This is a genomic window from uncultured Thermomonas sp. (assembly GCF_937872235.1).
GTDB classification, from domain to species: domain Bacteria; phylum Pseudomonadota; class Gammaproteobacteria; order Xanthomonadales; family Xanthomonadaceae; genus Thermomonas; species Thermomonas beijingensis.
The window spans coordinates 16,888-42,151 of the sequence record NZ_CALMPC010000059.1; the positions used below are offsets into that span (position 1 = coordinate 16,888).

The 25,264-nt window shown below is 62.8% G+C and carries 24 protein-coding genes; 10 read left to right on the forward strand and 14 right to left on the reverse strand.

Annotated features, from left to right (window positions below):
- The first annotated feature begins 36 nt into the window (after positions 1 to 36).
- The 5 genes from QWB57_RS05140 to QWB57_RS05160 all read left to right on the forward strand — a co-directional run bounded on the left by QWB57_RS05140 (position 37) and on the right by QWB57_RS05160 (position 5,909).
- A complete protein-coding gene (locus tag QWB57_RS05140) occupies positions 37 to 630 on the forward strand; it encodes a GNAT family N-acetyltransferase (protein ID WP_288968607.1) in 594 nt (197 codons plus the stop codon).
- A gap of 64 nt (positions 631 to 694) precedes the next feature.
- A complete protein-coding gene (gene mfd / locus QWB57_RS05145; protein ID WP_288968609.1) occupies positions 695 to 4,207 on the forward strand; it encodes a transcription-repair coupling factor in 3,513 nt (1,170 codons plus the stop codon).
- Positions 4,204 to 4,713 carry a phosphoglycerate mutase family protein gene (locus tag QWB57_RS05150; RefSeq protein WP_223626518.1) on the forward strand — a complete coding sequence of 170 codons (510 nt, stop codon included), beginning with the start codon at positions 4,204 to 4,206 and terminating at the stop codon, positions 4,711 to 4,713. Before mfd ends, QWB57_RS05150 begins: the two co-directional genes overlap by 4 nt.
- Positions 4,713 to 5,393: a deoxyribonuclease V gene (gene nfi / locus QWB57_RS05155; protein ID WP_223626516.1), complete on the forward strand. Its 681-nt coding sequence runs from the start codon at positions 4,713 to 4,715 to the stop codon at positions 5,391 to 5,393. The genes QWB57_RS05150 and nfi overlap by 1 nt, the downstream gene beginning before the upstream one ends.
- A 198-nt stretch (positions 5,394 to 5,591) precedes the next feature.
- Positions 5,592 to 5,909, forward strand: a complete 318-nt coding sequence (locus tag QWB57_RS05160) for a hypothetical protein (protein ID WP_288968610.1) — start codon at positions 5,592 to 5,594, stop codon at positions 5,907 to 5,909.
- Between the two features lie 8 nt (positions 5,910 to 5,917).
- On the opposite strand, the gene hutG is transcribed toward QWB57_RS05160, so the two are convergent.
- Positions 5,918 to 6,859, reverse strand: coding sequence for a formimidoylglutamase (hutG, locus tag QWB57_RS05165; protein ID WP_288968611.1), 942 nt, complete (start codon positions 6,857 to 6,859; stop codon positions 5,918 to 5,920).
- A gap of 142 nt (positions 6,860 to 7,001) precedes the next feature.
- Between hutG and hutI the strand changes: the two genes are divergently transcribed.
- Positions 7,002 to 8,216, forward strand: coding sequence for an imidazolonepropionase (gene hutI, locus QWB57_RS05170; protein ID WP_288968612.1), 1,215 nt, complete (start codon positions 7,002 to 7,004; stop codon positions 8,214 to 8,216).
- 20 nt (positions 8,217 to 8,236) lie between these two features.
- Positions 8,237 to 9,433 (forward strand): dipeptidase, encoded by a 1,197-nt coding sequence (locus QWB57_RS05175; protein WP_223626507.1) that lies wholly within the window; start codon positions 8,237 to 8,239, stop codon positions 9,431 to 9,433.
- 64 nt (positions 9,434 to 9,497) lie between these two features.
- On the opposite strand, the gene QWB57_RS05180 is transcribed toward QWB57_RS05175, so the two are convergent.
- From QWB57_RS05180 to gltX, 7 genes are all read right to left on the reverse strand, one after another.
- Positions 9,498 to 9,662: a 30S ribosomal protein THX gene (locus tag QWB57_RS05180; RefSeq protein ID WP_223626505.1), complete on the reverse strand. Its 165-nt coding sequence runs from the start codon at positions 9,660 to 9,662 to the stop codon at positions 9,498 to 9,500.
- Between the two features lie 96 nt (positions 9,663 to 9,758).
- Positions 9,759 to 10,172 carry a MerC domain-containing protein gene (locus tag QWB57_RS05185; RefSeq protein ID WP_223626504.1) on the reverse strand — a complete coding sequence of 138 codons (414 nt, stop codon included), beginning with the start codon at positions 10,170 to 10,172 and terminating at the stop codon, positions 9,759 to 9,761.
- A 75-nt stretch (positions 10,173 to 10,247) separates the two neighbouring features.
- Positions 10,248 to 11,036: a metal ABC transporter permease gene (locus tag QWB57_RS05190; protein ID WP_223626502.1), complete on the reverse strand. Its 789-nt coding sequence runs from the start codon at positions 11,034 to 11,036 to the stop codon at positions 10,248 to 10,250.
- Entirely contained in the window at positions 11,033 to 11,932 is a 900-nt protein-coding gene (locus QWB57_RS05195; protein ID WP_288968614.1) for a zinc ABC transporter substrate-binding protein, read from the reverse strand. Before QWB57_RS05195 ends, QWB57_RS05190 begins: the two co-directional genes overlap by 4 nt.
- A gap of 24 nt (positions 11,933 to 11,956) precedes the next feature.
- A complete protein-coding gene (locus QWB57_RS05200; protein ID WP_223626497.1) occupies positions 11,957 to 13,345 on the reverse strand; it encodes a hypothetical protein in 1,389 nt (462 codons plus the stop codon).
- A 185-nt stretch (positions 13,346 to 13,530) separates the two neighbouring features.
- A complete protein-coding gene (locus tag QWB57_RS05205; RefSeq protein ID WP_223626495.1) occupies positions 13,531 to 14,025 on the reverse strand; it encodes a transcriptional repressor in 495 nt (164 codons plus the stop codon).
- Positions 14,026 to 14,044: 19 nt separating this feature from the next.
- A complete protein-coding gene (gene gltX, locus QWB57_RS05210) occupies positions 14,045 to 15,448 on the reverse strand; it encodes a glutamate--tRNA ligase (protein ID WP_288968616.1) in 1,404 nt (467 codons plus the stop codon).
- Positions 15,449 to 15,572: 124 nt separating this feature from the next.
- Between gltX and QWB57_RS05215 the strand changes: the two genes are divergently transcribed.
- On the forward strand, positions 15,573 to 16,304 hold the full coding sequence (locus tag QWB57_RS05215) for a UDP-2,3-diacylglucosamine diphosphatase (protein WP_288968617.1): 732 nt from the start codon (positions 15,573 to 15,575) through the stop codon (positions 16,302 to 16,304).
- Between the two features lie 118 nt (positions 16,305 to 16,422).
- On the opposite strand, the gene QWB57_RS05220 is transcribed toward QWB57_RS05215, so the two are convergent.
- Genes QWB57_RS05220 through QWB57_RS05240 form a run of 5 tightly spaced genes read right to left on the reverse strand, consistent with a single transcriptional unit; the run spans position 16,423 to position 21,752 of the window.
- Positions 16,423 to 17,226 (reverse strand): ferritin-like domain-containing protein, encoded by an 804-nt coding sequence (locus QWB57_RS05220; RefSeq protein WP_223626488.1) that lies wholly within the window; start codon positions 17,224 to 17,226, stop codon positions 16,423 to 16,425.
- 3 nt (positions 17,227 to 17,229) lie between these two features.
- Positions 17,230 to 18,699, reverse strand: coding sequence for an amidophosphoribosyltransferase (gene purF / locus QWB57_RS05225; RefSeq protein WP_288968619.1), 1,470 nt, complete (start codon positions 18,697 to 18,699; stop codon positions 17,230 to 17,232).
- 27 nt (positions 18,700 to 18,726) lie between these two features.
- Entirely contained in the window at positions 18,727 to 19,755 is a 1,029-nt protein-coding gene (locus tag QWB57_RS05230) for an SPOR domain-containing protein (protein WP_288968621.1), read from the reverse strand.
- A gap of 60 nt (positions 19,756 to 19,815) precedes the next feature.
- Positions 19,816 to 21,087: a bifunctional tetrahydrofolate synthase/dihydrofolate synthase gene (folC, locus tag QWB57_RS05235; RefSeq protein WP_223626481.1), complete on the reverse strand. Its 1,272-nt coding sequence runs from the start codon at positions 21,085 to 21,087 to the stop codon at positions 19,816 to 19,818.
- 20 nt (positions 21,088 to 21,107) lie between these two features.
- Complete coding sequence (locus QWB57_RS05240; protein WP_223626479.1) at positions 21,108 to 21,752, reverse strand: histidine phosphatase family protein; 645 nt, start codon at positions 21,750 to 21,752, stop codon at positions 21,108 to 21,110.
- A gap of 116 nt (positions 21,753 to 21,868) precedes the next feature.
- Here QWB57_RS05240 and QWB57_RS05245 point away from each other — a divergent pair, with 116 nt between their 5' ends.
- Positions 21,869 to 22,264 (forward strand): DUF3224 domain-containing protein, encoded by a 396-nt coding sequence (locus tag QWB57_RS05245; protein WP_223626477.1) that lies wholly within the window; start codon positions 21,869 to 21,871, stop codon positions 22,262 to 22,264.
- A 36-nt stretch (positions 22,265 to 22,300) separates the two neighbouring features.
- Here the strand turns inward: QWB57_RS05245 and QWB57_RS05250 are convergent, their stop codons facing one another.
- Positions 22,301 to 24,451, reverse strand: a complete 2,151-nt coding sequence (locus QWB57_RS05250) for a S46 family peptidase (RefSeq protein WP_288968623.1) — start codon at positions 24,449 to 24,451, stop codon at positions 22,301 to 22,303.
- A gap of 131 nt (positions 24,452 to 24,582) precedes the next feature.
- On the opposite strand from QWB57_RS05250, the gene QWB57_RS05255 reads away from it, so the two are divergent.
- A partial coding sequence (locus QWB57_RS05255) for an alcohol dehydrogenase catalytic domain-containing protein (RefSeq protein WP_288968625.1) occupies positions 24,583 to 25,264 on the forward strand: 682 nt, incomplete at its 3' end.

The following is a 25,264-nucleotide window of genomic DNA, read 5'->3' on the forward strand; positions in this document are numbered from 1 at the left end:
TCATTTTTTTAACACCTGTCACGCGATGATGCTGCCATGTCCGCTCGCAACCGCATGCCCCCGTGGCACGAACATGTCCGCCTCAGCAACGGGCGGGATATTTTGATCCGCCCGATTCGGCCGGAAGACGCCGGGCCAATACAAGCCACGTTTACCTTGCTGGAGCCAGATGAAATTCGCCAGCGCTTCTTGCATCCGATGAAGGAGCTCAGCCACAAGCAAGCCGAGCAGCTCACCCGACCCGACCCGCGCCGCGACTTCGCGCTGGTCGCTGCCGAGCCACTACCGCCGGGCGAGGCGTTGATTGGCGCGGTGGCGCGCATTTGCATCGACGCCAATGGCAAAGATGCGGAATTCGCCATCCTGGTCAGTCACTACGTCAATGGCATGGGTTTGGGCCGGCACTTGATGCGCCGGCTGGTGCGTTGGGCCAAGGGCCGCAAGGTGCTGCGCGTGTATGGCGATGTATTGGAAAGCAATCTGCCGATGCAAGCGCTGGCGCAGTCACTGGGCTTCCATCGCGAAGCCGCCGGTGAAGCCGGTTTGGTGCGGGTGGTGTTGAATATCCCACCGCCCAAACCCAAACCCCCACTCCCGCCACCGGCCTTCCTGAGCAGCGTGCAGGGGTAAAATTTCCCACACAACCCAACCACACAAGCGCTGGCGTGCTGCGTCCGGCGCTGCCGATCATGTCATGTCTGAATCCTTGCTTGCGTTTGCCCCCCCCTTGCCCCGCAGCGGCCAGGCTCGCGCCTACTGGCGTGCGCCGGCTTCCAGCACTGCATTGGCCTGCGCGATTGCTGCGGCCGCGCAGCAGCACAATGGCCCACTACTGACCATTGCGCGTGACAACCACGCCGCACAGCAACTGGAAACCGATCTGCGCATCCTGCTGGCCAGCGCGCCCGCGCTGCCGGTGCTGGGCTTCCCCGATTGGGAAACACTGGCGTACGACCGCTTCAGCCCGCACCCGGAGATCGTCAGCCAGCGCCTGGCCACCTTGGCGCGGCTACCCGGGCTGACCCGCGGCATAGTCATCGTGCCTGCCGCCACCTTGATGCAACGGCTAGCCCCGCGCAGCCATGTGCTGGGCAACCGGTTTGATTTGAAGCTTGGCCAGCAGCTGGACATGGATGCGGAAAAGCGCAGGCTGGAAACAGCCGGCTATCGCAACGTGCCGCAGGTGTTCGATCCCGGTGATTTTGCCGTGCGCGGCGGGCTGCTGGATGTGTATCCGATGGGCGCAGACACCCCGTTTCGGATTGAATTGCTGGATGACGAGATCGATTCGATCCGCATCTTTGATCCCGACAGCCAGCGCTCGCTGGAAAAAATCAGCGCGATTGCATTATTGCCCGGCCGCGAAGTGCCGATGGACGATGCCCATGTGCAGCGTGCACTGGACGCGCTGCGCGAACGCTTCGACATCGACACCCGCCGCAGCGCACTGGTGCAGGATCTGAAAGCCGGTCTGGCACCGGCGGGTATCGAGTATTACCTGCCGTTGTTTTTTGCCAATGACCGCAACCACGACAGCAGTACCGCGAGCTTGTTCGATTATCTGCCCGGCGCCATGCCGGTGCTGTGTGAGGGCGCCTTGGAGGCCAGCGAGCAGGCGTGGCAACACATCGAGCACCGCTACGATCAACTGCGCCACGATATCGAGCGCCCCTTGCTGCCCCCCGGCGAGCTTTGGCTGGCACCGGGTGCCCTGCGTGAACGCTTGAACCAAGGCAACCGGATCGACATTTGCAACACGCAACATCCGCGCTATGCCGAGGCCCACACGCTGCCCGTGCAACCAGCCCCAGCCTTGCCGCTGACGCAAAAAGACCACGCCCCTGCCGATGCCTTGCGCAGCTTCCTGACAAGCTATCCGGGCCGGGTGTTGATTGCCGCCGATTCCGCCGGCCGCCGCGAGGCCCTGCGCGAGGTGTTGGAGGCAGCGGGGATGCCGCTGGCGGGGGTGGAGAGCTGGAGCGCTTTTGCCCGTCATCCTGGCGCAAGTCGGGATGACGGGAGCAGATTAGCCATCACCGTCGCCGCATTCGATGACGGCTTCGCATTGGATGCGCCGCCACTGTGCGTGCTCACCGAGCGCCAACTCTTCCCCGAACGCGCCAGCCAGCCGCGCCGCCGCAAGCGTGCCGGGCGCGAACCCGAAGCCATCATCCGTGACTTGGGCGAGCTCTCGCTGGGCGCCCCGATCGTGCACGAAGATCACGGCGTGGGCCGCTATCGTGGGCTGATCGCGATGGCCGTGGGCGGCATGCCCGGCGAGTTTCTGGATATCGAATACGCCAAGGGCGACCGCCTGTATGTGCCGGTGGCGCAACTGGACCGCATCAGCCGCTATTCCGGGGCCAACCCCGACACCGCGCCGCTGCACAACCTGGGCGGCGAGCAGTGGGCCAAGGCGAAGAAAAAAGCCGCCGAGAAGGTCCGCGATGTGGCCGCCGAGTTGCTTGAAATCCAAGCCAAGCGACACGCGCGACAAGGACTGGCCATTGCTGTCGACCGGGCGATGTACGAGCCGTTCGCCGCCACCTTCCCGTTCGAGGAAACCCCCGACCAGCACGCCGCCATCGAAGCGGTGCTGCGCGACCTGGCCTCCTCGCAGCCGATGGACCGCGTGGTCTGCGGCGACGTCGGCTTCGGCAAGACCGAGGTGGCGGTGCGCGCCGCCTTTGCGGCCGCCAGCGCGGGCAAGCAGGTGGCGATCCTGGTGCCCACCACCCTGCTGGCCGAGCAGCATTACCAGAACCTGCGCGACCGCTTCGCCGACTGGCCGCTGCGGGTGGAAGTGCTGTCCCGCTTCAAGAGCAAGAAGGAAATCGAGGCGGAATTGCAGAAGCTGGCCGAGGGCAAGCTCGACGTGATCGTGGGCACCCATCGGCTGCTGCAGCCGGACGTGAAGTTCAGCGACCTGGGCCTGGTCATCGTCGACGAGGAGCAGCGCTTCGGCGTGCGCCAGAAGGAGGCGCTGAAGAAGCTGCGCGCCAACGTGCACCTGCTGACGCTGACCGCCACCCCGATTCCACGCACGCTGAACATGGCGATGAGTGGGCTGCGCGATTTGTCGATTATTGCGACCCCACCGGCCCACCGGCTGGCGGTGCAAACCTTTGTCCACGTCTGGGACGACGCGCTGCTCAAGGAAGCCTTCCTGCGCGAACTGTCACGCGGCGGGCAGGTGTATTTCCTGCATAACGATGTGGAAAGCATCGGCCGCATGCACGATGCGCTGCAAATCTTGGTGCCGGATGCGCGCATCGGCATTGCCCACGGCCAGATGCACGAGCGTGAACTGGAACGCGTGATGCTGGACTTCCACAAGCAACGCACCAATGTGCTGCTGTGTTCCACCATCATCGAGTCCGGCATCGACATCCCCAACGCCAACACCATCCTGATCAACCGCGCCGACAAATTCGGGCTGGCCCAGTTGCACCAGTTGCGTGGCCGCGTGGGCCGCAGCCACCATCGCGCCTATGCCTATCTGCTGGTGCCCGATGGCCGCAACATCACCCCGGATGCCAAAAAGCGACTGGAGGCCATCACCTCGATGGACGAGCTGGGTGCCGGCTTCACCTTGGCCACGCATGATCTTGAAATTCGCGGTGCCGGCGAGCTGCTGGGTGAAGGCCAAAGCGGGCAGATGGCCGAAGTCGGCTTCAGCCTGTACACCGAATTGCTGGAACGTGCGGTGCGCAGCATCAAGCAAGGCAAACTGCCCGACACCGATGCCGATGATCGCTTCGGCGCGGAAGTGGATCTGCATGTGCCCGCCCTGATCCCCGACGACTACCTGCCCGACCCGCATGCGCGCCTGACTTTGTACAAGCGCATCAGCGCCGCCCGCAGTGTGGATGCGCTGCGTGAATTGCAGGTGGAAATGATTGACCGGTTCGGCCTGCTGCCGGACGCCGGCAAACACCTGTTCGCCACCGCCGAATTGAAGCTGCATGCCACGGCGCTGGGGATTCGGAAATTGGTGCTGGGCGAGAAGGGCGGCCGCGTGCAATTTGTCGAAAAGCCCAATGTGGACCCGATGGCGGTGATCCGCTTGATTCAAGGCCAGCCCACGCACTACAAGATGGACGGCCCGGACAAATTGCGCATCCTGCTGGAATTGCCCGATGCCAGCACCCGCTTCAATGCGGCGCGTGGGCTTTTGATTGCCATGGATAAAGGAGCCCCTCGATGACCCTGCTTCGTGCGATGTTGTTTCCTGCATGTGTACTTATCAGCGCGTGTGCGTCAACGCCTGCACCGCCGGCTACGGCGAGTACGCTGTACCTGGTGCGGCATGCCGAAAAAGACCTCGCCGCCGGCAAAGACCCCCCGCTGACGCCTGCCGGCCGCACTCGCGCCGAACAGCTGTCAACGCTATTGGCCAAGGTGCCGCTAGAAGCAATCTACAGCACCGCCACCCAACGCGCCCGGCAAACCGCCGCGCCCACTGCGCAAGCACACGGGCTGGCTATCTTGGAGTACGACGCCAGCGATGCCGTGACCTTCGCCAGCCAGCTGCGGCAGCGATACCCGCATGGCAATGTGCTGATCATCGGCCACAGCAATACCCTACCGGCCTTGGTGCGCGCTCTATGCCATTGCACTGTGGGCGAGATGGATGAAGCCACCTATGGCATCCGCTATACCGTGCAATTTGATAGCGCTGGTCGTAGCCAGCTGCAGGTGAATCAGGATTGATGGACCACAAGCCCGACCTGCCCGAATGGCATGGCAATGGCGATGCCATGCGTGCGCTGCAAATCGAACTGGCTCGGCAAGTGTCGCTGCGCGATGGCTTTGCCAAGCCACTGCGCACGGTTGCCGGCTTTGATGTCGGGTTTGAGGAAGCCGGCAGCATCACTCGCGCTGCCGCCGTATTGCTGGATGCCAGCACGCTTGCCGTCATCGACCAACAGGTTGCATGCCTGCCCACGCGCATGCCGTACATCCCTGGGCTGCTCAGTTTCCGCGAATTGCCGGCGCTGCTGGAAGCCCTCAACATGCTGTCCTCACCGCCGGATTTGGCGTTTGTGGATGGCCACGGCATCGCACACCCTCGCCGCTTGGGCATTGCCGCACATTTTGGTGTGGTCACGGGCCTGCCCAGTATTGGCGTGGGCAAAAGCATTCATGTGGGCGAAGCGAGGCAGGCACTGCACGGGATGCGGGGTGCATTCACGCCATTGCGCGATGGCCGCGAACAAATTGGCTGGTTGCTGCGCAGCAAACCCGGCTGCCTGCCGCTGGTGATCTCACCCGGGCATAAAGTGGCGATGGCCTCCGCAGCGGAATTGGTGATGCGGTTTGTCACCACCTATCGCCTGCCGGAACCTACCCGTCTGGCTGACCGGCTGGCATCGCGCCGCGACAGCCAGTAAGCGTCACGCAGTAATTGTTCATCGCAAGCCGCAGCATCGTGGTATATCGGATAACACCTGCCACCCAAGCGAGCGTTCCTCATGTACCGCACCGCCTGCCTCACTCTGATCGCCCTGCTGACCGGTTGCGCAAGTGCAGATTCACAACCCACCACCACCGCGACCACTACGATCACAGCACAGGAGCCACCGGCCGCCATGCAGACCATTACCTTGGGCATCGGTGAAAAAGCGACGTTGGCCGACGGCAGCCGTTTGACCTACTTGAGTTTGGTCAATGATTCCCGCTGCCCCCCCAACGTGCAATGCATCTGGGCCGGCGATGCCGAAATCTCATTGCGCTGGGAACCCGCCGCCAGCGGCAAACCGAAAACATTTTCACTGCATACCAACCCCATTCGAGACCACGGCCAAACCGGTCTGGACGTGGGCAAGGTGCATATCGCCCTGCAAGCACTGGAACGCGGGATTGCCCCTGAGGCAACCTTGAGCATCACGCCCGTGGACAAGGCCTGAGGCCAGCGCTAGCTGGCCCGCACCACCGCATCTGCCACCCGGTGAATCAAGCGTGCCGCCACGCGTGCCGTCACATTGTCGCGATCCAGCGGCGGCGAGAGTTCGGCCACGTCCATCAACTTCAATTTGCCGGTTGCGGCAATCGCGTCGAGTAGAGGCTCCACCACCTCCATCGGTACACCGCGCGCGGCCGGCGCGCTGACACCCGGCGCCATGGCATGCGGCAAGCCATCAATGTCGATGGTGAGATAAATCAGGTCCACATCCGCCAATTTTTCACGCAACTGGGTGATGCGCTGCGGCAACTCCAGCAGGCCTAATTGGTCATCACGGACATAGTGCACATCCAGCTGGTTGGCGGTATCAAACAACACCCGCGTATTGGCGGCGGCACTGATGCCGTACACCAAGTAGTCCAACGGCAAGCCCAGTGCGCGCGCGTGTTCGATGGCTTGCAGGAACGGCGTGCCGGAACTGGCTTGGTCTTGTTTGCGCAAATCAAAATGCGCATCGATATTGACGATCGCCACGCGTGGGCGGCGCGCGCCCAAATGTTTGGCCAGGCCTTGATACGACGCGAACGCAATTTCATGGCCGCCGCCCAGGCCCACCGCAAAATGCCCAGCATCCAACAACGCCGCCATCGCATCGGCATAGCGCGTTTGCGCCGCTTCCAGCTCGCCATCGGCGCAGGTGATCGTGCCCGCATCGAACAGTGGCGCAGCGTTCAATACCGGCAGATTGGACAGCATCCTGCGCAGCGCAGCCGGGCCTTCGGCGGCCCCTGCGCGGCCATGGTTGCGGCGCACGCCTTCATCACAAGCAAAGCCCAATACTGCCACCCCCGGCGCGGTTGCACCTTCGGCTGCGCGCACCCATTGGTGCCAGCGTAGCGTGGAAGCCTCGATGGGTAGATCGACGCGGCCACTCCAGCCATCCACGACGCTCATCGGGAGACCTGCAAACAAGACAACACGAGCGATGCCGGCATGACAATCTCCAATCGAATACTTCACGCATTCTAGCGGGCGACCGCATGCCGGCGGCGTTTGCAATAATCGCGTCTTGGCTGCGTTGCACGGACACGGACTGATGACCCCTCGCTGGGATTTGCTACTCACTCACGCCACCCTGGCCACGCTTGATGGCGAGCAGCCCTTTGGCTTGATCAAGGATGGCGCACTGGCCTGCGCCAATGGCCGCATCGCGTGGGTGGGCCGGATGTCCGATCTGCCTTCCGCTGCGAGCGCCGTGCGCACCGAAAACCTTGCGGGCAAGTTGCTGACTCCGGGCTTGATCGACTGCCATACCCACCTGGTGTTTGCCGGCAACCGTGTGCGTGAATTTGATATGCGTCTGAACGGCGCAAGCTACGAGGACATCGCACGCGCCGGTGGCGGCATTGCATCCAGCGTGGCTGCTGTACGTGCGGCCAGCGAAGAAGAGCTGTTGCAGCAGTCGCTGCCGCGGGCACGCGCGCTGCTGCGCGATGGCGTCACCACCCTGGAGATCAAATCGGGTTACGGATTGGATTTGGCCAACGAGGGCAAAATGCTGCGGGTGGCACGCCGCCTGGGTGAAACCGTGGGCGTGGGTGTGCGCACCACGTATCTGGCCGCACACGCGCTGCCGCCAGAGTTTACAGACCACGCGGATGGCTATATCGACGCGGTAATCGCGTGGTTGCCGCAACTGCATGCCGCAGGCTTGGTGGACGCGGTGGATGCGTTTTGCGAGGGCATCGGGTTTTCGCCTGCACAAACCCGGCGTGTATTCGACGTAGCGCGTGCACTGGGCATTCCGGTGAAGTTGCACGCCGACCAGCTCAGCGATCTGGGCGGTGCTGCGTTGGTGGCAGAGTTCAATGGCCTGTCCGCCGACCATATCGAATACACCCGCGATGACGGTGTGCGGGCGATGGCCGCGCATGGCACGGTTGCGGTGTTGCTGCCCGGTGCGTTCCATGTATTGCGCGAAACCAAACTTCCCCCCATCGCGCAACTGCGCGAACACGGCGTGGCGATGGCGGTGGCCACCGACTGCAACCCCGGCACCTCGCCCCTGTTGTCGCTGCGGCAGGCCATGCAATTGGCGTGCACGCATTTTCGGATGACCCCGGAAGAAGCGTTGCAGGGCACCACCGTGCATGCCGCAAAAGCGCTTGGTTTGGCCGACCGCGGTGCCCTGTGCACAGGGATGCGTGCCGATCTTGTTGCATGGAATGTCGCCCACCCCGCCGAATTATGCTATTGGCTAGGTGGTGATCTGGCTGCGCAAGTCATCGTGGCTGGCCAACCATCGCTCTAACCTTTGGAGTGTGTCTGCGTATGCGCCTGACCCTGCTTGCCACCGCCTGCCTGCTGGCGGCATCCACCGTTCACGCTCAAGCGAATGACGCTGCGCGCAAGTTGGCGCACGACGCGATCATCGTGGATACCCATATCGATGCACCGGAGAACCTGCTGGATCATTGGGCCGATCTTGGCAACGCCGTGCCTGGCCGCGAATTCGATTACCCGCGCGCACGCGCTGGTGGTTTGGATGTGGCGTTCATGTCGATCTACACCTCGGCCAAACAGGATGCCGATGGCAGCGCATGGCAAACGGCCAACCAGATGATCGACAGCATCGAGGCCTTGGTACAGCGGCACCCGGACAAATTCGCCCTGCTCACCTCCCCCGCAGATGCGTCGCGGCTGCACAAAGGTGGTCATGTATTGCTGCCACTGGGCATGGAAAACGGTGCGCCGCTGGGCGACAAACTCGACAACGTGCAGTTTTTCTTCAATCGCGGGGTGCGTTACATCACCCTCGCTCATAGCGCCAATAACCGCATCGCCGATTCCTCGTACGTGCTGGAAAAGCACTGGAACGGCTTGAGTCCGTTTGGTCGGCAGGTGGTGGCAGAAATGAACAGGGTCGGCATCATGGTGGATGTCTCCCATCTAGCCGACGCTTCCGCATTGGAGGCAATCCAGCTGAGCAAGGTACCGGTGATCGCCAGCCACTCCGCATTCCGCCATTTCACGCCCGGCTTCGAACGCAATATCAGTGATGAAATCGCCAAGGCAGTCGCCGCCAAGGGCGGCGTGGTGCAGGTGCCGTTTGGCACGGCCTTCATCGACCCCGCCAGTGCCGCCGACACCCAAGCGCACTTCCGTGCCATCAACGACTTCAACGAGCATAACCGTGCACTCAGGGCGCAAGGCCAGCCGGAGCTTAGTCGGGATGCCTTCGAAAAAGACTGGGCACGCACGCATCCGTCGCGCACCAGCAGGCTGACCCAAGTACTCGACCAAATTGACTATGGGGTGCAGCTGATTGGCATCGACCACATCGGTATCGGCTCGGATTTCGATGGCGTGGATGGCCAGTTGCCGGCCGAGCTCAAAAGCGTGGCCGACTACCCCAACATTGTGGCCGGCCTGCAATCGCGCGGTTATCGCGATGCCGACATCCGCAAACTGCTCGGCAACAATCTGCTGCGAACTTGGGCCACAGTGGAAGCAGGTGCTGGCAAATAACCTTACAACAACGCGAAAGCCCCGCACTGCGGGGCTTTCGGGATCACGCTTGGAAGCGGATGGGTCAGGCCTTCTTGGCCACAACCTTCTTGGCTGGTGCTTTCACCGCCTTCTTGGTGACCGGTGCAGCGGCAGTGCCGGCAGCCTTGGTCACCGAATGTGAACGCGAATTGCCATAGCTGGCGTTGTAGCGCTTGCCCTTGGCAGTCTTGCGGTCGCCCTTGCCCATCGTGTTGCTCCTGAAATCGGTTCGTGTGAGGTGTTCGCGACGCGCGCGAGGCCGAGCATTCTAGCACGGTACGCCCCGGCGGGCGGATTCGGGGGATCAGTGCGCGCAGGCCGGCCCATGCACATGACGGTGGTTCAGACGCAAATTGGCAATATGCGCCAGCCCCACCAGAGTGCCGCCGAAAGTCATCGCCACGGCATGCGGGAGCAGCGAATGGTGCAACGGCGCGTACAAAATGCCAACCCACAGCACCGCCAACCCCGGCAGCAACAGGGCTAATGCCCGCAATACACGATGCCTGCGATAGCTCCACATCAGCACGGCCAGCCCGAACAGGCTGGCAAACAGCACGAAGCCGACCTCGAAGCCGTCCCCCAGCCACGCCGCTACTCCAATCGAGGGCAGCGCGGCGATCAGCAGCGGCAGCAGCGCGCAATGCACCGCGCACACCAATGCGCCGGTGGCACCCAAGCGATCGAGTAGCGAATGTGAGCGGGGCATCTCTGGCATTTGTTATTTTATAACATAAGTACAGTCAAACCAGGGTGAACCCGGCCACAACCCAGCCCTGCTGCAGCCACCGGCTCAATGCGTGACTGCCACGGGTGCCTGCCGCCGCAGCGCGGGCACGGCCTGCGCCAACAGGGCAAACCCCGCCAGCGCCCACACGATCAGTGCGCCACTGGGCAGATCCAGCAGCGCCGAAGCCACCAACCCACCCACATAGCCCAGCACGCCGATGGCATACGCCCAGCCCAGCCCAGCGCGGCCCTTCACCGTGATCGTGGCCAAGGCCGGCACGATCAAGCTGGCAAACACCAGATACACCCCCACCAGCTGCACCGAGGCGGTGATCGCCAGCGCAAACAGGCCATAGAACCAGAGCCCGCTCAAGCGCCCGCGCCGCCACCCCATCAGCCCCAGCAACAGCACCGACAACAGCGCCACTGGAATCAGCTGGGTGTAGTTCACCCACAAAATTTGCCCCACCAGCAAATCCTTGAGGTGCTCGCCCCCCTGTGGATTGTTGGCCAGCAATAACAGGCCGCCGGTGGCCGCCAGTACAAACAGGGTGCCGATCAGGGGTTCCTGCCGCTCCGGCCAGCGTTTGTCGGTCCACGCCAGCAAGCCAGCCCCCAGCAGCGCGGCTACCGCGGCGGCACCTTGCACACCAAATCCGTGTGCATCAACCCCGAATGATTGCGCCAGAATCACGCCCAACCCGGCGATTTGGGCAATCGCCAGATCAATGAAGATGATGCCGCGCGCCAACACCTGTTTGCCCAGTGGCACATGCGTGGCCAGTACCAGCAGGCCGGCGGCGCAGGCCGGCCCAAGGATGGCGATGTCCAGTCCTTCCCAGTTCAGACTCATTTGACTTGCGCCAACAGTTTGTCGAGGGTGGAATCGAACAGGCCAAACAAATCCTTCGCCTGCGCATCACCGCCCACGGTAAACGGCAAGGTGACGGCCGGCACCCCCGTACGCGAGGCCAACCAATCCGCCGGCTTCGGGTCCTGATAGGCGGCACGCACAATGGTCAGCGCGTGCTGGTCACGGGTTGCGGCAACCAGGCTTGCCATATGTGCAGCCGTGGGCGGCACGCCGGGCTTGGGTTCCAGCGCGCCAATTTGCTGCATCCCCAGCCAATCCCACAAATACGCCCAACTGATGTGGTGCACCACGACTTTACGGCCCCGCAACGGCGCCGCCTTGGCTTTCCAGCGCAGCATGGCCGCCGTCCAGCGCGTATTGAAGTCGGCCAACCGCGCCTGATAGGTGGCGGCATTGGCCGGATCCAACTGCAGCAAACGCGCACCCAGGGCTTTGGCAATCACCTGGATACGCCGCGGGTCCATTTGCACATGCGGGTTGCCATCCGGATGCACATCGCCATCGGCGCGATTCACCACCGTGGGCACTTCCAGCCGTTTCACTTGCATCGCCGCCATGAATGCGCCGGGGCCGGAGGCCAGCTTGGTATTGCCCGATTGGCGCAACAGCTGCGGCAGCCAGCCAATTTCCAGATCAGCACCGGTACACACCGCAAGATCGGCGGCACGCACTTTGGCGATCAAGCTGGGCTTGGCTTCCACCACGTGCACGTCCTGCAGCGCGGTGGTGGCCGCATCCACATCCACCTTGTCACCGGCAAGTTCATGCACCAGCGATGCCCATTCGGGTTCGCAGGCGAACACACGCAACTTGGCCTGTGCCGGCGTCGCAATCAGGGCGGCGGCAAGCAGGACGGGGATTGCAAATATTTTCACGGATCGACTCCTGGTGAAGAGGGTTCAGAACTTGTGTGCGCCATGCGCGCCCAAGCTGGTCTGGTATTGCAGGATGAAGGCGTTGTCGGTGGCACCAGGGGCGGGCGTGTCGCGGCTGAGTTGCAGACGGAACAAGCTGAACTCGCTGTTGCGCCAGGTCAGCTCGGCGCTGTGCCGGAACGGGTCAAACCCGCCCACCGGCAACGCCGCATTGCCCCATAAACGGTCGTACCGATAGCCGGCATCCCACGTCCGATTGAAGCGGTACACCGCCTCCAGATATGCGCCGCGGCGCTGTCCGTCCCACGCCAACACCGTGGCCGGATCGGCTGGCTCCGCATACACACCGTTGCGCCGGTCCCACATGACTTCGCCACGCAAGGTGACGCCGCCATCCTTGAAGTTGCCCTGCGGCGCCCATTTCCACGTGGCGTCCAGCAGGTACAGATTGGCATCGCCGCTGAACCCGTCGGTGCCGCCGGCAACCCGGGTTTTGAGCGCAGACACGCCGGCCAGCCATTCGTTATCGCTCCCTGCCGAGCCACCCACATGCGCGAACACACTGCGCGTGCCCAGCCCGCCGTTTTGCGCGCCGCCACTGGGGTAGTTTTGGCCGCGGAATGCCTCAGCCCCCACTTCGAGGAAGGTTGTGGTGGGGGCTATCCAGCGCAGTTGCACACCGTCATCGCCGTACTGGCCACCCAGGAAAGCCTGATACGGCAATGGGCGATCGAAGAAATTATCGGTATGTAGATGATGGCTGTTGAGGTAGCCAATCGCGGAATAGAAGCGGCCTAACCGCAGGCTCACGCCATTGGGCAGCGCAGTGGTTTCGATGTACGCCTCTTCGATCCCAAGATGGTCCTGGCCGTCTTCACTGCCAATTGCCGCGGTCAACTGGCCATAGAACTTGTCATCGATATTGGCGGCGAATGAGATCTCGCTTTCACCCAGCGAAAATCCATTCGGGCCGGGACCGCCGCCCTCGCCCGCCCGCGGGAACCCTGCACGAGCGTAGCTGGCCGGATCCAGTGAGTGATGCGCGTAGCTGCCATTGAGAATGATGCTGATCGCCGGGTTGAAGGCATTGCCCCCCCCGCCGCCACTGCTGCCAGGCGCTGCAGCCAGGGCATCCACGCCAGTATTGGCAGCACTGCCCGGTGTTGCCGGATCGGCGGCCAGCGCATCCACTTCGGCCTCCACGCTGGCCGATGACGCGGCAGGCAATTGGGCGATCGTTGGCGCCTGCTGCGGCACGGCAACCAACTGCGCTTTCATCGCCAGCAGCTCAGCCTGCAGCGCCTTGACCTGGGCTTCCAGCGTGACGATGCGGCGGTGATCGTTGGGGGTGGTGGCCTGCGCGGCAGGGGCCAAGCTTGCGGTCAATGCAAGCACAAGGAGGGAATGACGCATCCAGCTGGCACCCTTTTTGATAAGTTATAACATAACACCAAAACAGATCCACCGAGTCAACATGACTGATGGCAGGGTGGCATGATCGTCGCCTGCAATCCCAGACAAGGGAACGCCGCAAAGGTTCCCGCTACGGCGGGAAAATGTACCGGCGGTGTTGCAATCGGCCGCGCCGATGCGGTGCGTCAGCCTACGGAATCTGCACAGCGTGCGCACAGCCCGTGCACTTCCAGGGTCTGTGCTTGTGGCGCAAAGCCCAACTTGCGTGCGGCGGCATCCAGCGTGGCCACGATGCTGGCGTCTTCCAACTCGGTGGCCGCATGGCAGCGGTTGCAAATCAGGAACGGCACCGAATGTTGCGCGGCATTGGGGTGGTGGCAAGCCACGAATGCGTTGATGGATTCCAACTTGTGGATGAAGCCATTGGCCAACAGAAAGTCCAGTGCGCGATACACGGTGGGTGGCGCGGCCGCGCCTGCGCCTTCGCCATCACGCACTTTGTCGAGCAGGTCATAGGCCTTGATCGGCTGGCCGGCATCGGCAATCAGCCCCAGCACCCGCGCACGGATGTCGGTCAGGCGCAGCCCGCGTTCACCACAGGCACGCTCCACCGCCGTCACGAAGCCTTTGGCATCGTGGACGTGGTGTTTGGGATCGGTGCAGGTGTGCGGCTTGGCCATGACTGGATTATGGGGTCACTCAGGCCCGCGGCAACATGCCGATGGCTGCGTCAATGCGTGCCAACGCTTCCCCGCGCCCACACAGATACACCGTCCAGCCGATATCCGGGCTGACCTGGGTGCCGGTGATGGCTACCCGCAGCGGCTGCGCGATCTTGCCCATGCCGATGCCGAGCGCCTCGGACACTGCCTTGACGACATCGTGGATCGGCTCCGGCGACCAGTCCGCCAGCGTGGCAAGCCGCGTCCGCATCTGCGCCAGCGGCTCGCGCGCGGCTTCCTTCAGGTGCTTGGTCACCGACGCTTCGTCGTAGGTGGCCAGTGGCTGGAACCACACCGCGGACTTCTCGGCGATCTCCTTCAGCGTCTGCGCGCGCTCGCGCAGCGCGACCACCAGATCGGCGGGCTTCGGGCCATTCGCCAGGTCGTAGCCGGCCTGCTCCAGATGCCAGACGAGATGCTTCGCCACCGCCTCGGGATCGTCCGCCTTGAGGTACTGCTGGTTCAGCCAGCCCAGCTTGGCCATGTCCAGCCGCGCCGCCTTGGCGTTCACGTCGGCCAGGTCGAACAGCGACTGCATTTCCGCGATGCTGAAGACTTCCTGGTCGCCGTGCGACCAGCCCAGCCGAACGAGATAGTTCAACAGCGCGTGCGGCAGGTAGCCGGCGTCGCGGTACTGCATGACGTCGGCCGCGCCGGTACGCTTGGACAGCTTGGCACCCTGCTCGTCGAGGATCATCGGTAGGTGCGCGAAGCGCGGCACCGGTGCGCCCAGCGCTTTGTAGATATTGATCTGACGCGGGGTGTTGTTGACATGGTCATCGCCACGCACCACATCGCTGATGCGCATATCGATGTCGTCCACCACCACCGCGAAGTTGTAGGTGGCGTAGCCGTCGCTGCGGAAGATCACCAGATCATCCAGCTCGCTGTTGGCGATCTCGATCCGGCCCTTCACCTTGTCGTCCCACGCCACCACGCCATCGACCGGGTTCTTGAAGCGGATCACGCGATTGGGGTCATCGCGCCAGCCGGCGTTGGCATCCCGATACGCACCGTTGTAGCGCGGCTTCTCCTTGGCCGCTTCGGCCACTGCGCGCATCGCTTCGAGTTCTTCCTTGGTCTCGTAGGCGTAATAGGCGTGCCCGGAAGCGACCAACTGTTCGGCCATTTCCTTGTAGCGATCGAGGCGATGGGTCTGATAGATCGGGCCTTCGTCGTAGTCCAGTCCCAGCCAGTCCATCGCCTCCAGAATTGCGTCGATCGCCGCCTGCGTGCTGCGCTCGCGGTCGGTATCTTCGATGCGCAGGATGAACTGCCCACGCTTGCGGCGCGCCTCCAGCCAGCAATACAGCGCGGTGCGCGCACCGCCGATATGCAGGTAGCCGGTAGGGGATGGGGCGAAGCGGGTGCGGGTGGTCATGGGCGGCAACGTGGACGGGGCAATTGCGTATTTTAGCTGCTGGAAGAGACCGGCACTTGCGCCGTTTGTTTCCTTGCAGGAACGGGTTGGCGCTTTGCCGCGCCGAGCGTCTTACAATCCAGCGATGACCACCCTCTTCATTTCCGACCTCCACCTCGACCCCGAACGCCCCGAGATCACTGCACTGTTTGGCCATTTCCTTGCTGGCGAGGCCCGCAGTGCCGATGCGCTGTACATCCTCGGTGACTTGTTCGAAGCCTGGGTGGGCGATGACGATCCGTCCGCGGCGGGTGCATTGGTGGCTGAAAAATTGGGTGCCCTGGCCAACGCCGGCGTGCGAACCTATTTCATTCGCGGCAACCGTGATTTCCTGTTGGGCGAAACCTACGCCGCACGCTGCGGCATGACCTTGCTGGAGGACCCCACCCTTATCGATCTGTATGGCCAACCCACACTGCTTCTGCACGGCGATCTGCTGTGTACCGATGACACCGCCTATCAGCAATTCCGCACGCAAACCCGTGCCCCGCAGTGGCAGGCGCAATTCCTTGCACAGCCATTGCAATCGCGACTGGCCTTTGCCACGCAAGCGCGCACCGCCAGCAAGGCACGCTACGGTGAATTGGTGGCAAAGGGGATGGCCGAAATCATTGGGGATGTATCGTCTGCCACCGTGCAGGACTGGTTTGCCCGCTTCGGCGTGACACGCATGATTCATGGCCATACCCATCGTCCGGCGATTCACGATGAAGGCAACGGCAATACCCGCATCGTGCTGGGCGATTGGTACGCGCAAGGCTCGGTGCTGCGAGTGGACGCGGATGGGTTTGCGCTAGCGGCACTGCCTGCGGCGTGATGCCCACGCACGGTGGGCTAGCCCCTTGCGCGAATGTCCCCCGGCATCGGCCTTGTGGCCGCTGCCTCCTCCTTGATTTCGCTTCAGGGGCAGCCCACCGTGCGTGGGCACGAGCGCGTTAACCTGCTGCGGCCAGCAGGCTTTCCAATTCCTCGAGATCGAACCCCGCCTCGAGCCGCGCTTCGGTATTGAACGGCTTGTGCAGCACACCGCTGGCGTACTCGCGCAGCAATTCGCGAAAGCGTGTCCGCGGCTCGACTCCGGCGCGCTCACAATGCCAGCGATACCAGCGTGACCCGGCGGCAACGTGGGCGATTTCTTCGCGCAAAATAAGCCCGAGGATATCGGCAGTGGCGTGGTCGCCCAGCCCGCGCAATTTCACGATCATCCCCGGCGTGACATCCAGCCCGCGCGCCTCCAGTACACGCGGCACCAGCGCCATCCGCGCCAAACCATCGTGCGCGGTTTTCTCGGCCATTTCCCACAGCCCGTTGTGCGCATCGAAATCGCCGTAGTCAAACCCAAGTTCACGCAACCGTGCGCGCAGAAAATTGAAGTGCCGCGCTTCGTCGTGCGCCACTTGCACCCAGTCGGCATAAAACTGCGCCGGCAATCCGCGAAAGCGATACACCGCGTCCCACGCCAAATCCATCGCATTGAATTCGATATGCGCTACGGCATGAATGAATGCCGCACGCCCCTCGATACTGCCAAACCCGCGCCGTGGCAAGTCACGCGGATGTACCAATGTTGGGGTGGCCGGACGGCCCGGCATGCCAATCGCCTCGGGTGGCGAGGCGTCGTCAGGAATCGACAATTCACCGCGTGCAAACGCGTCCGCCCATCGCAGCGTCCGTGCGGGCTTGTCATCCGCAGTGGCGGCATCAAGACACCTGCGGGCGGCGGTAAAGAGCGATGTCAAGACTTACGACACCCGCCGTGTCTTCTTCGCATCATCCGAGCGCAGTTGCTTGATGCGGTCAAAATAATCGGCATCAATGCCGGTGATGTACTCCCCGTTGAAACACGAACTGTCGAACTTGCGGCCGGGGAATTTCGGCCCAGCGACGGCCGCTTCGAGATCGGCCAAATCCTGATAGATCAACCAGTCGCAACCCAACAGCTGCTCAATATCCTTTTCACTGCGGCCATGCGCCACCAGCTCTTCGCTGGACGGCATATCGATGCCGTACACATTGGGGTAGCGCACCGGTGGCGCGGCCGAGGCCAGGTATACCTTTTTGGCACCGGCGTCGCGGGCCATCTGCACAATCTGCTGGCTGGTGGTGCCGCGCACGATGGAGTCATCCACCAATAGCACCACGCGGTTCTTGAACTCCAGCGGGATGGGGTTGAGCTTGCGCTTGACCGACTTGGTGCGTTCGCCCTGCCCCGGCATGATGAAGGTGCGGCCCACATAGCGGTTCTTGATGAAGCCTTCGCGGTATTTCACGCCCAGCGTGTTGGCGATTTCCAACGCGGAATCGCGGCTGGTATCGGGGATCGGGATCACCACGTCGATATCATGGTCGGGCCGCTCACGCAGAATTTTTTCACCCAGCGTGACGCCCATGCGCATGCGTGCCTTGTGCACCGAAATGTTTTCGATCATCGAATCCGGGCGGGCAAAATACACATACTCGAAGATGCAGGTGGCATGTTCGACCGCGGGTGCGCACTGCTGCGCATGCAGCTGACCGGCATCGGTGATGACGATGCCTTCGCCCGGCTCCACATCACGCACACGTTCGAAGCCCAGCACGTCCAGTGCCACCGATTCCGAGGCGATGATGTATTCCTCACCCGCTGCGCCCTGACGCTTGCCCAGCACCAACGGACGAATGCCGTGCGGGTCGCGGAAGGCCACCAGGCCCAGCCCCAGCACCGAGCACACCACCGCATAGCCGCCTTTGGCGCGTCGGTTCACGCCTTCCAATGCGGCAAAAACCGCCGCCGGGGTGAGCGCGTTCTGGGTATCCAATTCATGCGCAAATACATTCAGCAACACTTCCGAATCGGAACCGGTATTGATGTTGCGGCGGTCTTGTTCAAACACTTCGCGGCGCAACGCATCGGTATTGATCAAATTGCCGTTGTGCGCCAGCGCGATACCGAACGGCGAGTTCACATAGAACGGCTGCGCCTCGTCACTGCCCTCGCTGCCGGCAGTGGGGTAGCGGCAATGGGCGATACCGACGTGGCCTTCCAGCAGCGCCATCGCCTTGGCATCAAACACATCACGCACCAGCCCGTTGCCGCGATGCACGCGCAAGCGCGTACCGTGTGCCGTTGCAATGCCGGCAGCGTCCTGCCCGCGATGTTGGAGCATGGTCAGGCCGTCATACAACTGTCCGGCAACGGGGCTTTGGCCGACGATTCCAAGAATGCCGCACATGGGGTTGTTTCCTGTGGAGATTGCAGATCAGGGATGCGGACGGATCATGCCGCCTGCCTTGCCCGCGTGTTCAAGTCTGGATTTCAGTGCTTCGGCTTCGGCGCGATTGATCACCGGCCCCACCCGCACGCGGGTCAAGCTGCCGTTGGCGCCGGGCACGGTATCGGTGAAGGCATTGAAGCCGGCTTTGCGCAGCGTATCGCGCAGTGCAGTGGCATCCGTGGCCGAAGCAAACGCCCCCATCTGCACCACGAATCCGGTACCCGCCGGATTGGCCGGTTTGCTGACCGGCGGCTCTACTTTCGGGGTTTCGGTCGCAGTCGGCTTGGCGGCTGGCTTTTTAAGTTCTTCGTGCTTGGCCACCGCCTGCGTATCGGGTTTGGGGTCCGCTTTTGCAGCAGGCCGGGGCGCACTTGCTGCGCTTGATTTGGCTGCCGTGGCCGGACCCACCGGCATCGCTGCCGGCGTTCTGGATTCAGCCGTGACCGGTGCCGCCTCGGCATCCAAAGTCACCACTTTGGCGCTGATATCGCCGCGTACTTGCGCCGACCGCAGGCGTGCTGATTCGGCCATCGCACGATCGGCAAACGGACCAATGCGCACGCGCTGCGCGGATTGACCGGCAATGGTCACGGCCTCGCGATACCCCGGCAGGCCCGCAGCTCGCAGTGCGGCAATCACCTTATCGGCATCGGCCACAGTGGCATAGCTGCCAAATGACACGGCAAAGTCACCGGCCGCAACCGCTGTCAATGGTGTTGATGCCTGATTGGCTTGCGGAGCCGCATCAGGCACTGGGTCTGCCATGTTGGCCGGCATCCCAGAGACACCGCTGGAGGGTGCTGCAGCCGGTACCACCAGCGGCAAATCCTGACTCACGCTGTCGCCATTGTTCGCAGGGTTGCCTACTGCGGCGGGCTCGGCGGGGATCCGCATCGACACATTGGACACCCCGCTGTCTGGCGCCGGCCCCTTGACCAGCATCGGCAAGAAAATGACCGCCAATGCGACCAGCACGACTGCGCCGACCAGGCGCTGTTTCAGCGAAGCATCCATCGATAATCCTGGCTGACCGGGGCGGTTGGAATCGCAATTATACCGGCCCGCTGCATCGAACTACCCGCCTTCATTCAGCCATTGCATGGCTTGTGCTGCGGCATGGAAGGAACCGAACACCAGCACCCGGCCCACCGGTCCCGCTTGTTGCACGGCAGCCGCCAACGCTGACGCCACATTGGCATGGCATGTTCCGTCAGCGGCCGTGCTGCCAGCCAGTGTCTGCGCCAACGCCTGCGCAGATTGGCCGCGTGCACCATACGTTTGACTGCCGGCCAGATGCCAGCCATCGACCCCATTGGCCAGCGCTGCCACCACCGCCGCTGCATCCTTGTCGGCCAATGCGGCATACACCGCCAGCGTGCGCCGCGGCGGCTGTGCGTGCAACCAGCCAGCCAGCGCACGTGCGGCCTGTGGGTTGTGGCCCACATCCACCAGTACTTCGACGCCATCGCGCTGGAAGTGCTGCAAGCGCCCGGCCACTTCCGCATTGGCCACGCCTTGCACGATGGCAGTATCGTCGATCTGCAAATCCAGCGCACGCAAGGCCGCAATCGCGCACGCCGCATTGCGCAGTTGCACCGGTGCGCCCAAGGCGCGCATCGGCAATGGCAACTCGATGGTGTAGCCCAGTTCGCGCCAACGCCAATGCTGTGCATCGACAGGTTCGGCGAAAAAATCATTGGCAATCCGCCACGCCGGTGCGCCGATCGCGTAGGCATGCCGCAGCACACTGGCCGGCGGGTCGTCATCTCCCAGAATCAGCGGTTTGAAGGGCCGCGCGATGCCGGCCTTCTCGCGCCCGATGCTGTCGATGTCGTGGCCCAGCCACTCTTGATGGTCCAGGTCAACCGTGGTGATGATGGCGGCATCGGCATCCACCAGATTCACCGCGTCCAGCCGCCCGCCCAAACCCACCTCCAGCACTACCAGGTCCAGTGCTGCGCGCTGGAACAACCACAGGGCGCACAGCGTGCCGTATTCGAAATAGGTCAGTGGCGTGGTGTCACGGGCCTGCTCCACTGCGTCAAAGCCTTCCACCAAGGTCGCGTCACTGGCATCCACCGCATCGATGCGCACACGCTCGTTGTAGCGGTGCAGATGCGGGGAGGTGTACGCGCCCACGCGCAAGCCTTGCGCACGCGCAATGGCCTCGATAAAAGCGACCGTGGAACCCTTGCCATTGGTGCCGGCCACGGTAATCACATGTGGGGCTGGATGCCGCAGCCCCATGCGTTGAGCGACCGTGCGCACGCGATCCAAACCCAACTCGATGTGTTGCGGATGCTGTTGCTCGATAAAGGCGAGCCAGTCTGAAAGTGTGCTTGGCATACGCGTATTGTAGGTGGCGACTACAGTGCGCGGTGCTTGGCCTCGCCAAACAACGCGGTGTGATGCGCACAATCGTTCAGGCGCACCACCTCCAACGTCTCCACGCTGTCACCTTGCAGCAGATTGAGGGTGGCAGGTGCCTGCCGGAAGCCCCACAGCTTGGCCAGTGGCAAACCCAGAATGCGCGCCAGCAATACGCGGTTGACGGCATCGTGCGCCACCACCAGCAAGGTATCGTCGGCACCCAGACCCACACAGGCCCGCTCCAGTGCCGGCCAGGCGCGATCCAGCACCATCTGCAACGACTCGCCACCCGGCATCAATACGGATTCGGGGGCATCCTTCCATGCCTGCAAGCGCTGCGGATCACGCTGGGCAATTTCGCTGGCCAGCAAGCCCTCCCACTCACCGTGGGCAATCTCCAGCAAACCGTCATCGAACGTCAACATCGGCGCACGGTCTTCGCCCAAGGCCAATTGTGCGGTGCGGGTGGCGCGCGCCAATGGCGAGGCAACCGCACGATCGACCTGCACATCCTGCAAGCGTTGGCCGAGCGCTGCGGCTTGGCCAATGCCCACCTCGGACAACGGAATGTCCACTTGGCCTTGATAGCGGCCTTCGGCATTCCACGGGGTTTCGCCGTGACGGGCAAGCAGGAGCTTCATGTACGGTCAATCCGGTTATTTGTGCAGCGCACAAGGCTAGCAGACTGCGCACCGGCCGTGCGCGCCACCGCCACAACCGGCTATGGTGTGCGCGTCTTCACAACAGGTCACTTCCGATGCAAGCCAAAGGCGAATTTGAGGTCAAACGCACGCCGCAGGGTGAGCTGGACATGGGCGGCAATACCCGCATCGGCCACATGCGCTTTGACAAACAGTTCCACGGGCCACTGACGGCCAACAGCGTGGTGCATATGCTGGCGGTGATGTCCGCGACCCCAGGCTCCGGCGCCTATGTGGCCATCGAGCGCATCGAGGGCACGCTGGATGGCCGCCGCGGCAGTTTCTTCGCGCAACACAATGGGGTGATGGCGCGCGGCAAGCCAACCCTGGATCTGACCGTGGTGCCCGACACCGGCACCGATGCCCTCACCGGCTTGCACGGGCGCATCGCCATCGACATTGTCGATGGCAAGCATTTTTATACGTTTGATTACGACTTCAATGCAGCATGAATAGGTAGCATCGAACGTGGCTTGCGGGGTAATCCACTATTCCACTGGCAGCTGCATTTCCTGCAGCAAATTGGGCGCCGGATAGACCTTGGCCAGCAGCCAGCGCAGGTAGCGCATATCCACATGGATGGCGCGCTTGTAGCGCGGGTCGAACATCCAGCTGGCGCTGACCGCTTCCCAGTTGGAGTCGAAATTCAGACCGATCAGGTTGCCTTGTGCATCCAGCACCGGCGAGCCGGAATTGCCGCCAGTGGTGTCGAGATTGGTCATGAAATTCACCGTTTGCGTGCCCAGCGCAGCATCGGCGGTGCTGCCGAAATCACCTTTGGCAATGGCGTCCAGCAAAGGCCCCGGCGCATTGAACGGCACCACGCCCGTGTTCTTTTCAACGATACCGGCCACCGTGGTCAACGGGCGATAGTCCACACCGTCGCGCGGGGTCAATGCACTGACCTTGCCATAGCTCACGCGCAAGGTGGAATTGGCATCGGGGTACACCGCCCTGCCCTGCGATTTGCGATAGGCAATCAAGGCTTGCATATATGCGGGGCGCAGGCGCAGCAGCTCGCCGGCACGCTGCTTGGCTTCCCCCTCCAGGCGCAGCAGCGCCGGCTGCAAGATGGCTGCAGCCTTGAGCAAGCTGTCGCTGGATGCGGCCAATGCAGTGGCATCCAGATTCATCGCCGCCAAGCGCGTCGCTTGATCGCCCAACCGGGTGCCGGCATACAGCGCGTCCACGCGCTGGGCGGCCTCGTCGATCGTGCTGCCGAACACGGCATCGAACTCGGCCACCCGCTGCGCTTGCGGCAGGGCAAAATAACGTTGCAAGGCAAACCGCAAGGTGGCTTTTTCAACGACCGGATCGAAGCGGCGCTGCAACTGCTTCAAGCCGCCTTCGATCATCGGCTCGTCGCGCTGTTGATAACCGCTTTCGCGTTGTGCGTCGGGCTTGCTGTGTTCGAATGCCAGCCGCTGCAATTGCACCGCCGCACCCAGCAGACCCGGACGCAAAAATGGCAGGATGAAATCGCGCTCGCGCTGTGCGTCGGCCTGATTCAATTGCGCTTGCAACGCCCTGATGTCAGTCTGCGCAGAGTTGGCATCCGGTTGCTGCTTCAACCACGCCAACATCGCTGCCTCATCCGCAGCGCGCACATGGATGGCATCACTGCGGCGCAAACCTTCCAGTTCACCTTGCGCACGCTTCAGATTGTTTTTCATCGATGCCACGTTAGAGGCATACAACACCTGCTTCGCCTTGTCCCCGGCGCTGGCCTGCTCGATGGTGTGGATCAAGCCATCGAACATCGCGACTCGATTGGGCAGCAACCAGTCGATCTGGTTGGCAAATTCCGACGCGGTGCGGTGGCGAAAGGTGACGCCCGGGTAGCCGGCGACCATCGCAAAATCACCCGCTTTGACTGGCGCAGTGGAGATATGCAGCACCGCCGGCGGCACGTAGGGCACATTGTCCTTGCTGTAGGCCGCAGGCTTGCCGTCCTTGCCCACGTAGGCACGATAGAAACTGAAATCCCCCACATGGCGCGGCCACATGAAGTTGTCGATTTCATCGCCATAATTGCCAATTGACACTGGCGGCGCATACACCAAACGGATGTCCTTGAGCTCCAACTGCTTGATCAGGTAGAACTCGCTGCCGTAATACATATCGGCCACGCTGCAACGATGGCCGGCATCGGCCTCGCACTGCGCAACCGCGGCCTTCTTCGCCATGTCCACGGCATCGAAATACGGACGCCCCGTCTTGCCACGCGCACCCGCAAGAATGCGGTCGGTGATGTTGTCAAACCCCACGGTCACGAAGATCCGTGCCGCCGGCCCGGCCGAGACTTCTTCAGCGGGTGTGTGGGCGATGAACCCGTTTTCGATCAGGTTGTTGTCCGGAGTGGAATTGAGCTGAATTGCGCCCATCGCACAGTGATGATTGGTCACCACCAAGCCTTGCCTGGAGACAAAGCTGGCGGTACAGCCCCCCAGCGAGACCACCGCCGCCAACGGCGGGCGCGTGACATCCGCCAATTGCGCAGGATCGCCGGCAAACCCGGCCGCCTTCAATTGCGCCGCCAGCTGCGGCAATTGGCTGGGCATCCACATGCCTTCATCGGCATGCGCCGCACTGGCGGCCAAGGTGATTGCGAAAGTTGCGGCAATGGATTGCTTGCGCATAGGCTCGGCTCATCGGCATCAAGATGCCGTATTAGACCACTGCCGCCTCTGCAACACCTGTGACCTGGGTCAGGCGCGAGGCAAATCCAGCAGGCGTAAAATACGCCACTGCCACCCCACGAGTCATGTCCATGTCACAGGCAACAATGAAAGCCTTGGTCAAGCGCGAAGCCGGCAAAGGCATCTGGATGGAACAGGTGCCGGTGCCCACCCCCGGCCCCAACGAAGTGCTGGTCAAACTGGAAAAAACCGCGATCTGCGGCACCGACCTGCATATCTACCTGTGGGACGAGTGGAGCCAGCGCACCATCCAGCCCGGGCTGACCATCGGCCATGAATTCGTTGGCCGCATCGCCGCACTGGGTTCGGCGGTATCTGGCTACGAAATCGGTCAGCGGGTGTCGGCGGAGGGCCATATCGTCTGCGGGCATTGCCGCAACTGCCGCGGCGGGCGCCCGCACCTGTGCCCGAATACAGTGGGCATTGGCGTCAACCGCAACGGCGCATTTGCCGAATACATGACGATGCCGGCGTCGAATCTGTGGCCGATCCCCGACCAGATTCCATCCGAGCTGGCCGCCTTCTTCGACCCCTACGGCAACGCCGCGCACTGCGCGCTGGAGTTCGATGTCATCGGCGAAGACGTGCTCATCACCGGTGCCGGCCCGATCGGGATCATCGCCGCCGGTATCTGCAAGCACATCGGTGCACGCAACGTGGTGGTGACGGACGTCAACGATTTTCGTTTGAAGCTGGCCGCCGACATGGGTGCCACCCGCGTGGTGAACGTCGCTAACACATCACTGAAAGACG

Coding starts and splice junctions, on each gene's coding strand:
- gltX (WP_288968616.1), bottom strand. CDS start 15,448: ATGACCACCCGCACCCGCTTCGCCCCATCCCCTACCGGCTACCTGCAT.
- QWB57_RS05230 (WP_288968621.1), bottom strand. CDS start 19,755: ATGGATGCTTCGCTGAAACAGCGCCTGGTCGGCGCAGTCGTGCTGGTC.
- purF (WP_288968619.1), bottom strand. CDS start 18,699: ATGTGCGGCATTCTTGGAATCGTCGGCCAAAGCCCCGTTGCCGGACAG.
- QWB57_RS05160 (WP_288968610.1), top strand. CDS start 5,592: ATGCAGACCATTACCTTGGGCATCGGTGAAAAAGCGACGTTGGCCGAC.
- QWB57_RS05190 (WP_223626502.1), bottom strand. CDS start 11,036: ATGAGTCTGAACTGGGAAGGACTGGACATCGCCATCCTTGGGCCGGCC.
- QWB57_RS05185 (WP_223626504.1), bottom strand. CDS start 10,172: ATGCCAGAGATGCCCCGCTCACATTCGCTACTCGATCGCTTGGGTGCC.
- QWB57_RS05200 (WP_223626497.1), bottom strand. CDS start 13,345: ATGCGTCATTCCCTCCTTGTGCTTGCATTGACCGCAAGCTTGGCCCCT.
- QWB57_RS05205 (WP_223626495.1), bottom strand. CDS start 14,025: ATGGCCAAGCCGCACACCTGCACCGATCCCAAACACCACGTCCACGAT.
- mfd (WP_288968609.1), top strand. CDS start 695: ATGTCTGAATCCTTGCTTGCGTTTGCCCCCCCCTTGCCCCGCAGCGGC.
- QWB57_RS05180 (WP_223626505.1), bottom strand. CDS start 9,662: ATGGGCAAGGGCGACCGCAAGACTGCCAAGGGCAAGCGCTACAACGCC.
- QWB57_RS05150 (WP_223626518.1), top strand. CDS start 4,204: ATGACCCTGCTTCGTGCGATGTTGTTTCCTGCATGTGTACTTATCAGC.
- hutG (WP_288968611.1), bottom strand. CDS start 6,859: ATGAGCGTCGTGGATGGCTGGAGTGGCCGCGTCGATCTACCCATCGAG.
- nfi (WP_223626516.1), top strand. CDS start 4,713: ATGGACCACAAGCCCGACCTGCCCGAATGGCATGGCAATGGCGATGCC.
- QWB57_RS05240 (WP_223626479.1), bottom strand. CDS start 21,752: ATGAAGCTCCTGCTTGCCCGTCACGGCGAAACCCCGTGGAATGCCGAA.
- hutI (WP_288968612.1), top strand. CDS start 7,002: ATGACCCCTCGCTGGGATTTGCTACTCACTCACGCCACCCTGGCCACG.
- QWB57_RS05250 (WP_288968623.1), bottom strand. CDS start 24,451: ATGCGCAAGCAATCCATTGCCGCAACTTTCGCAATCACCTTGGCCGCC.
- QWB57_RS05215 (WP_288968617.1), top strand. CDS start 15,573: ATGACCACCCTCTTCATTTCCGACCTCCACCTCGACCCCGAACGCCCC.
- folC (WP_223626481.1), bottom strand. CDS start 21,087: ATGCCAAGCACACTTTCAGACTGGCTCGCCTTTATCGAGCAACAGCAT.
- QWB57_RS05245 (WP_223626477.1), top strand. CDS start 21,869: ATGCAAGCCAAAGGCGAATTTGAGGTCAAACGCACGCCGCAGGGTGAG.
- QWB57_RS05140 (WP_288968607.1), top strand. CDS start 37: ATGTCCGCTCGCAACCGCATGCCCCCGTGGCACGAACATGTCCGCCTC.
- QWB57_RS05175 (WP_223626507.1), top strand. CDS start 8,237: ATGCGCCTGACCCTGCTTGCCACCGCCTGCCTGCTGGCGGCATCCACC.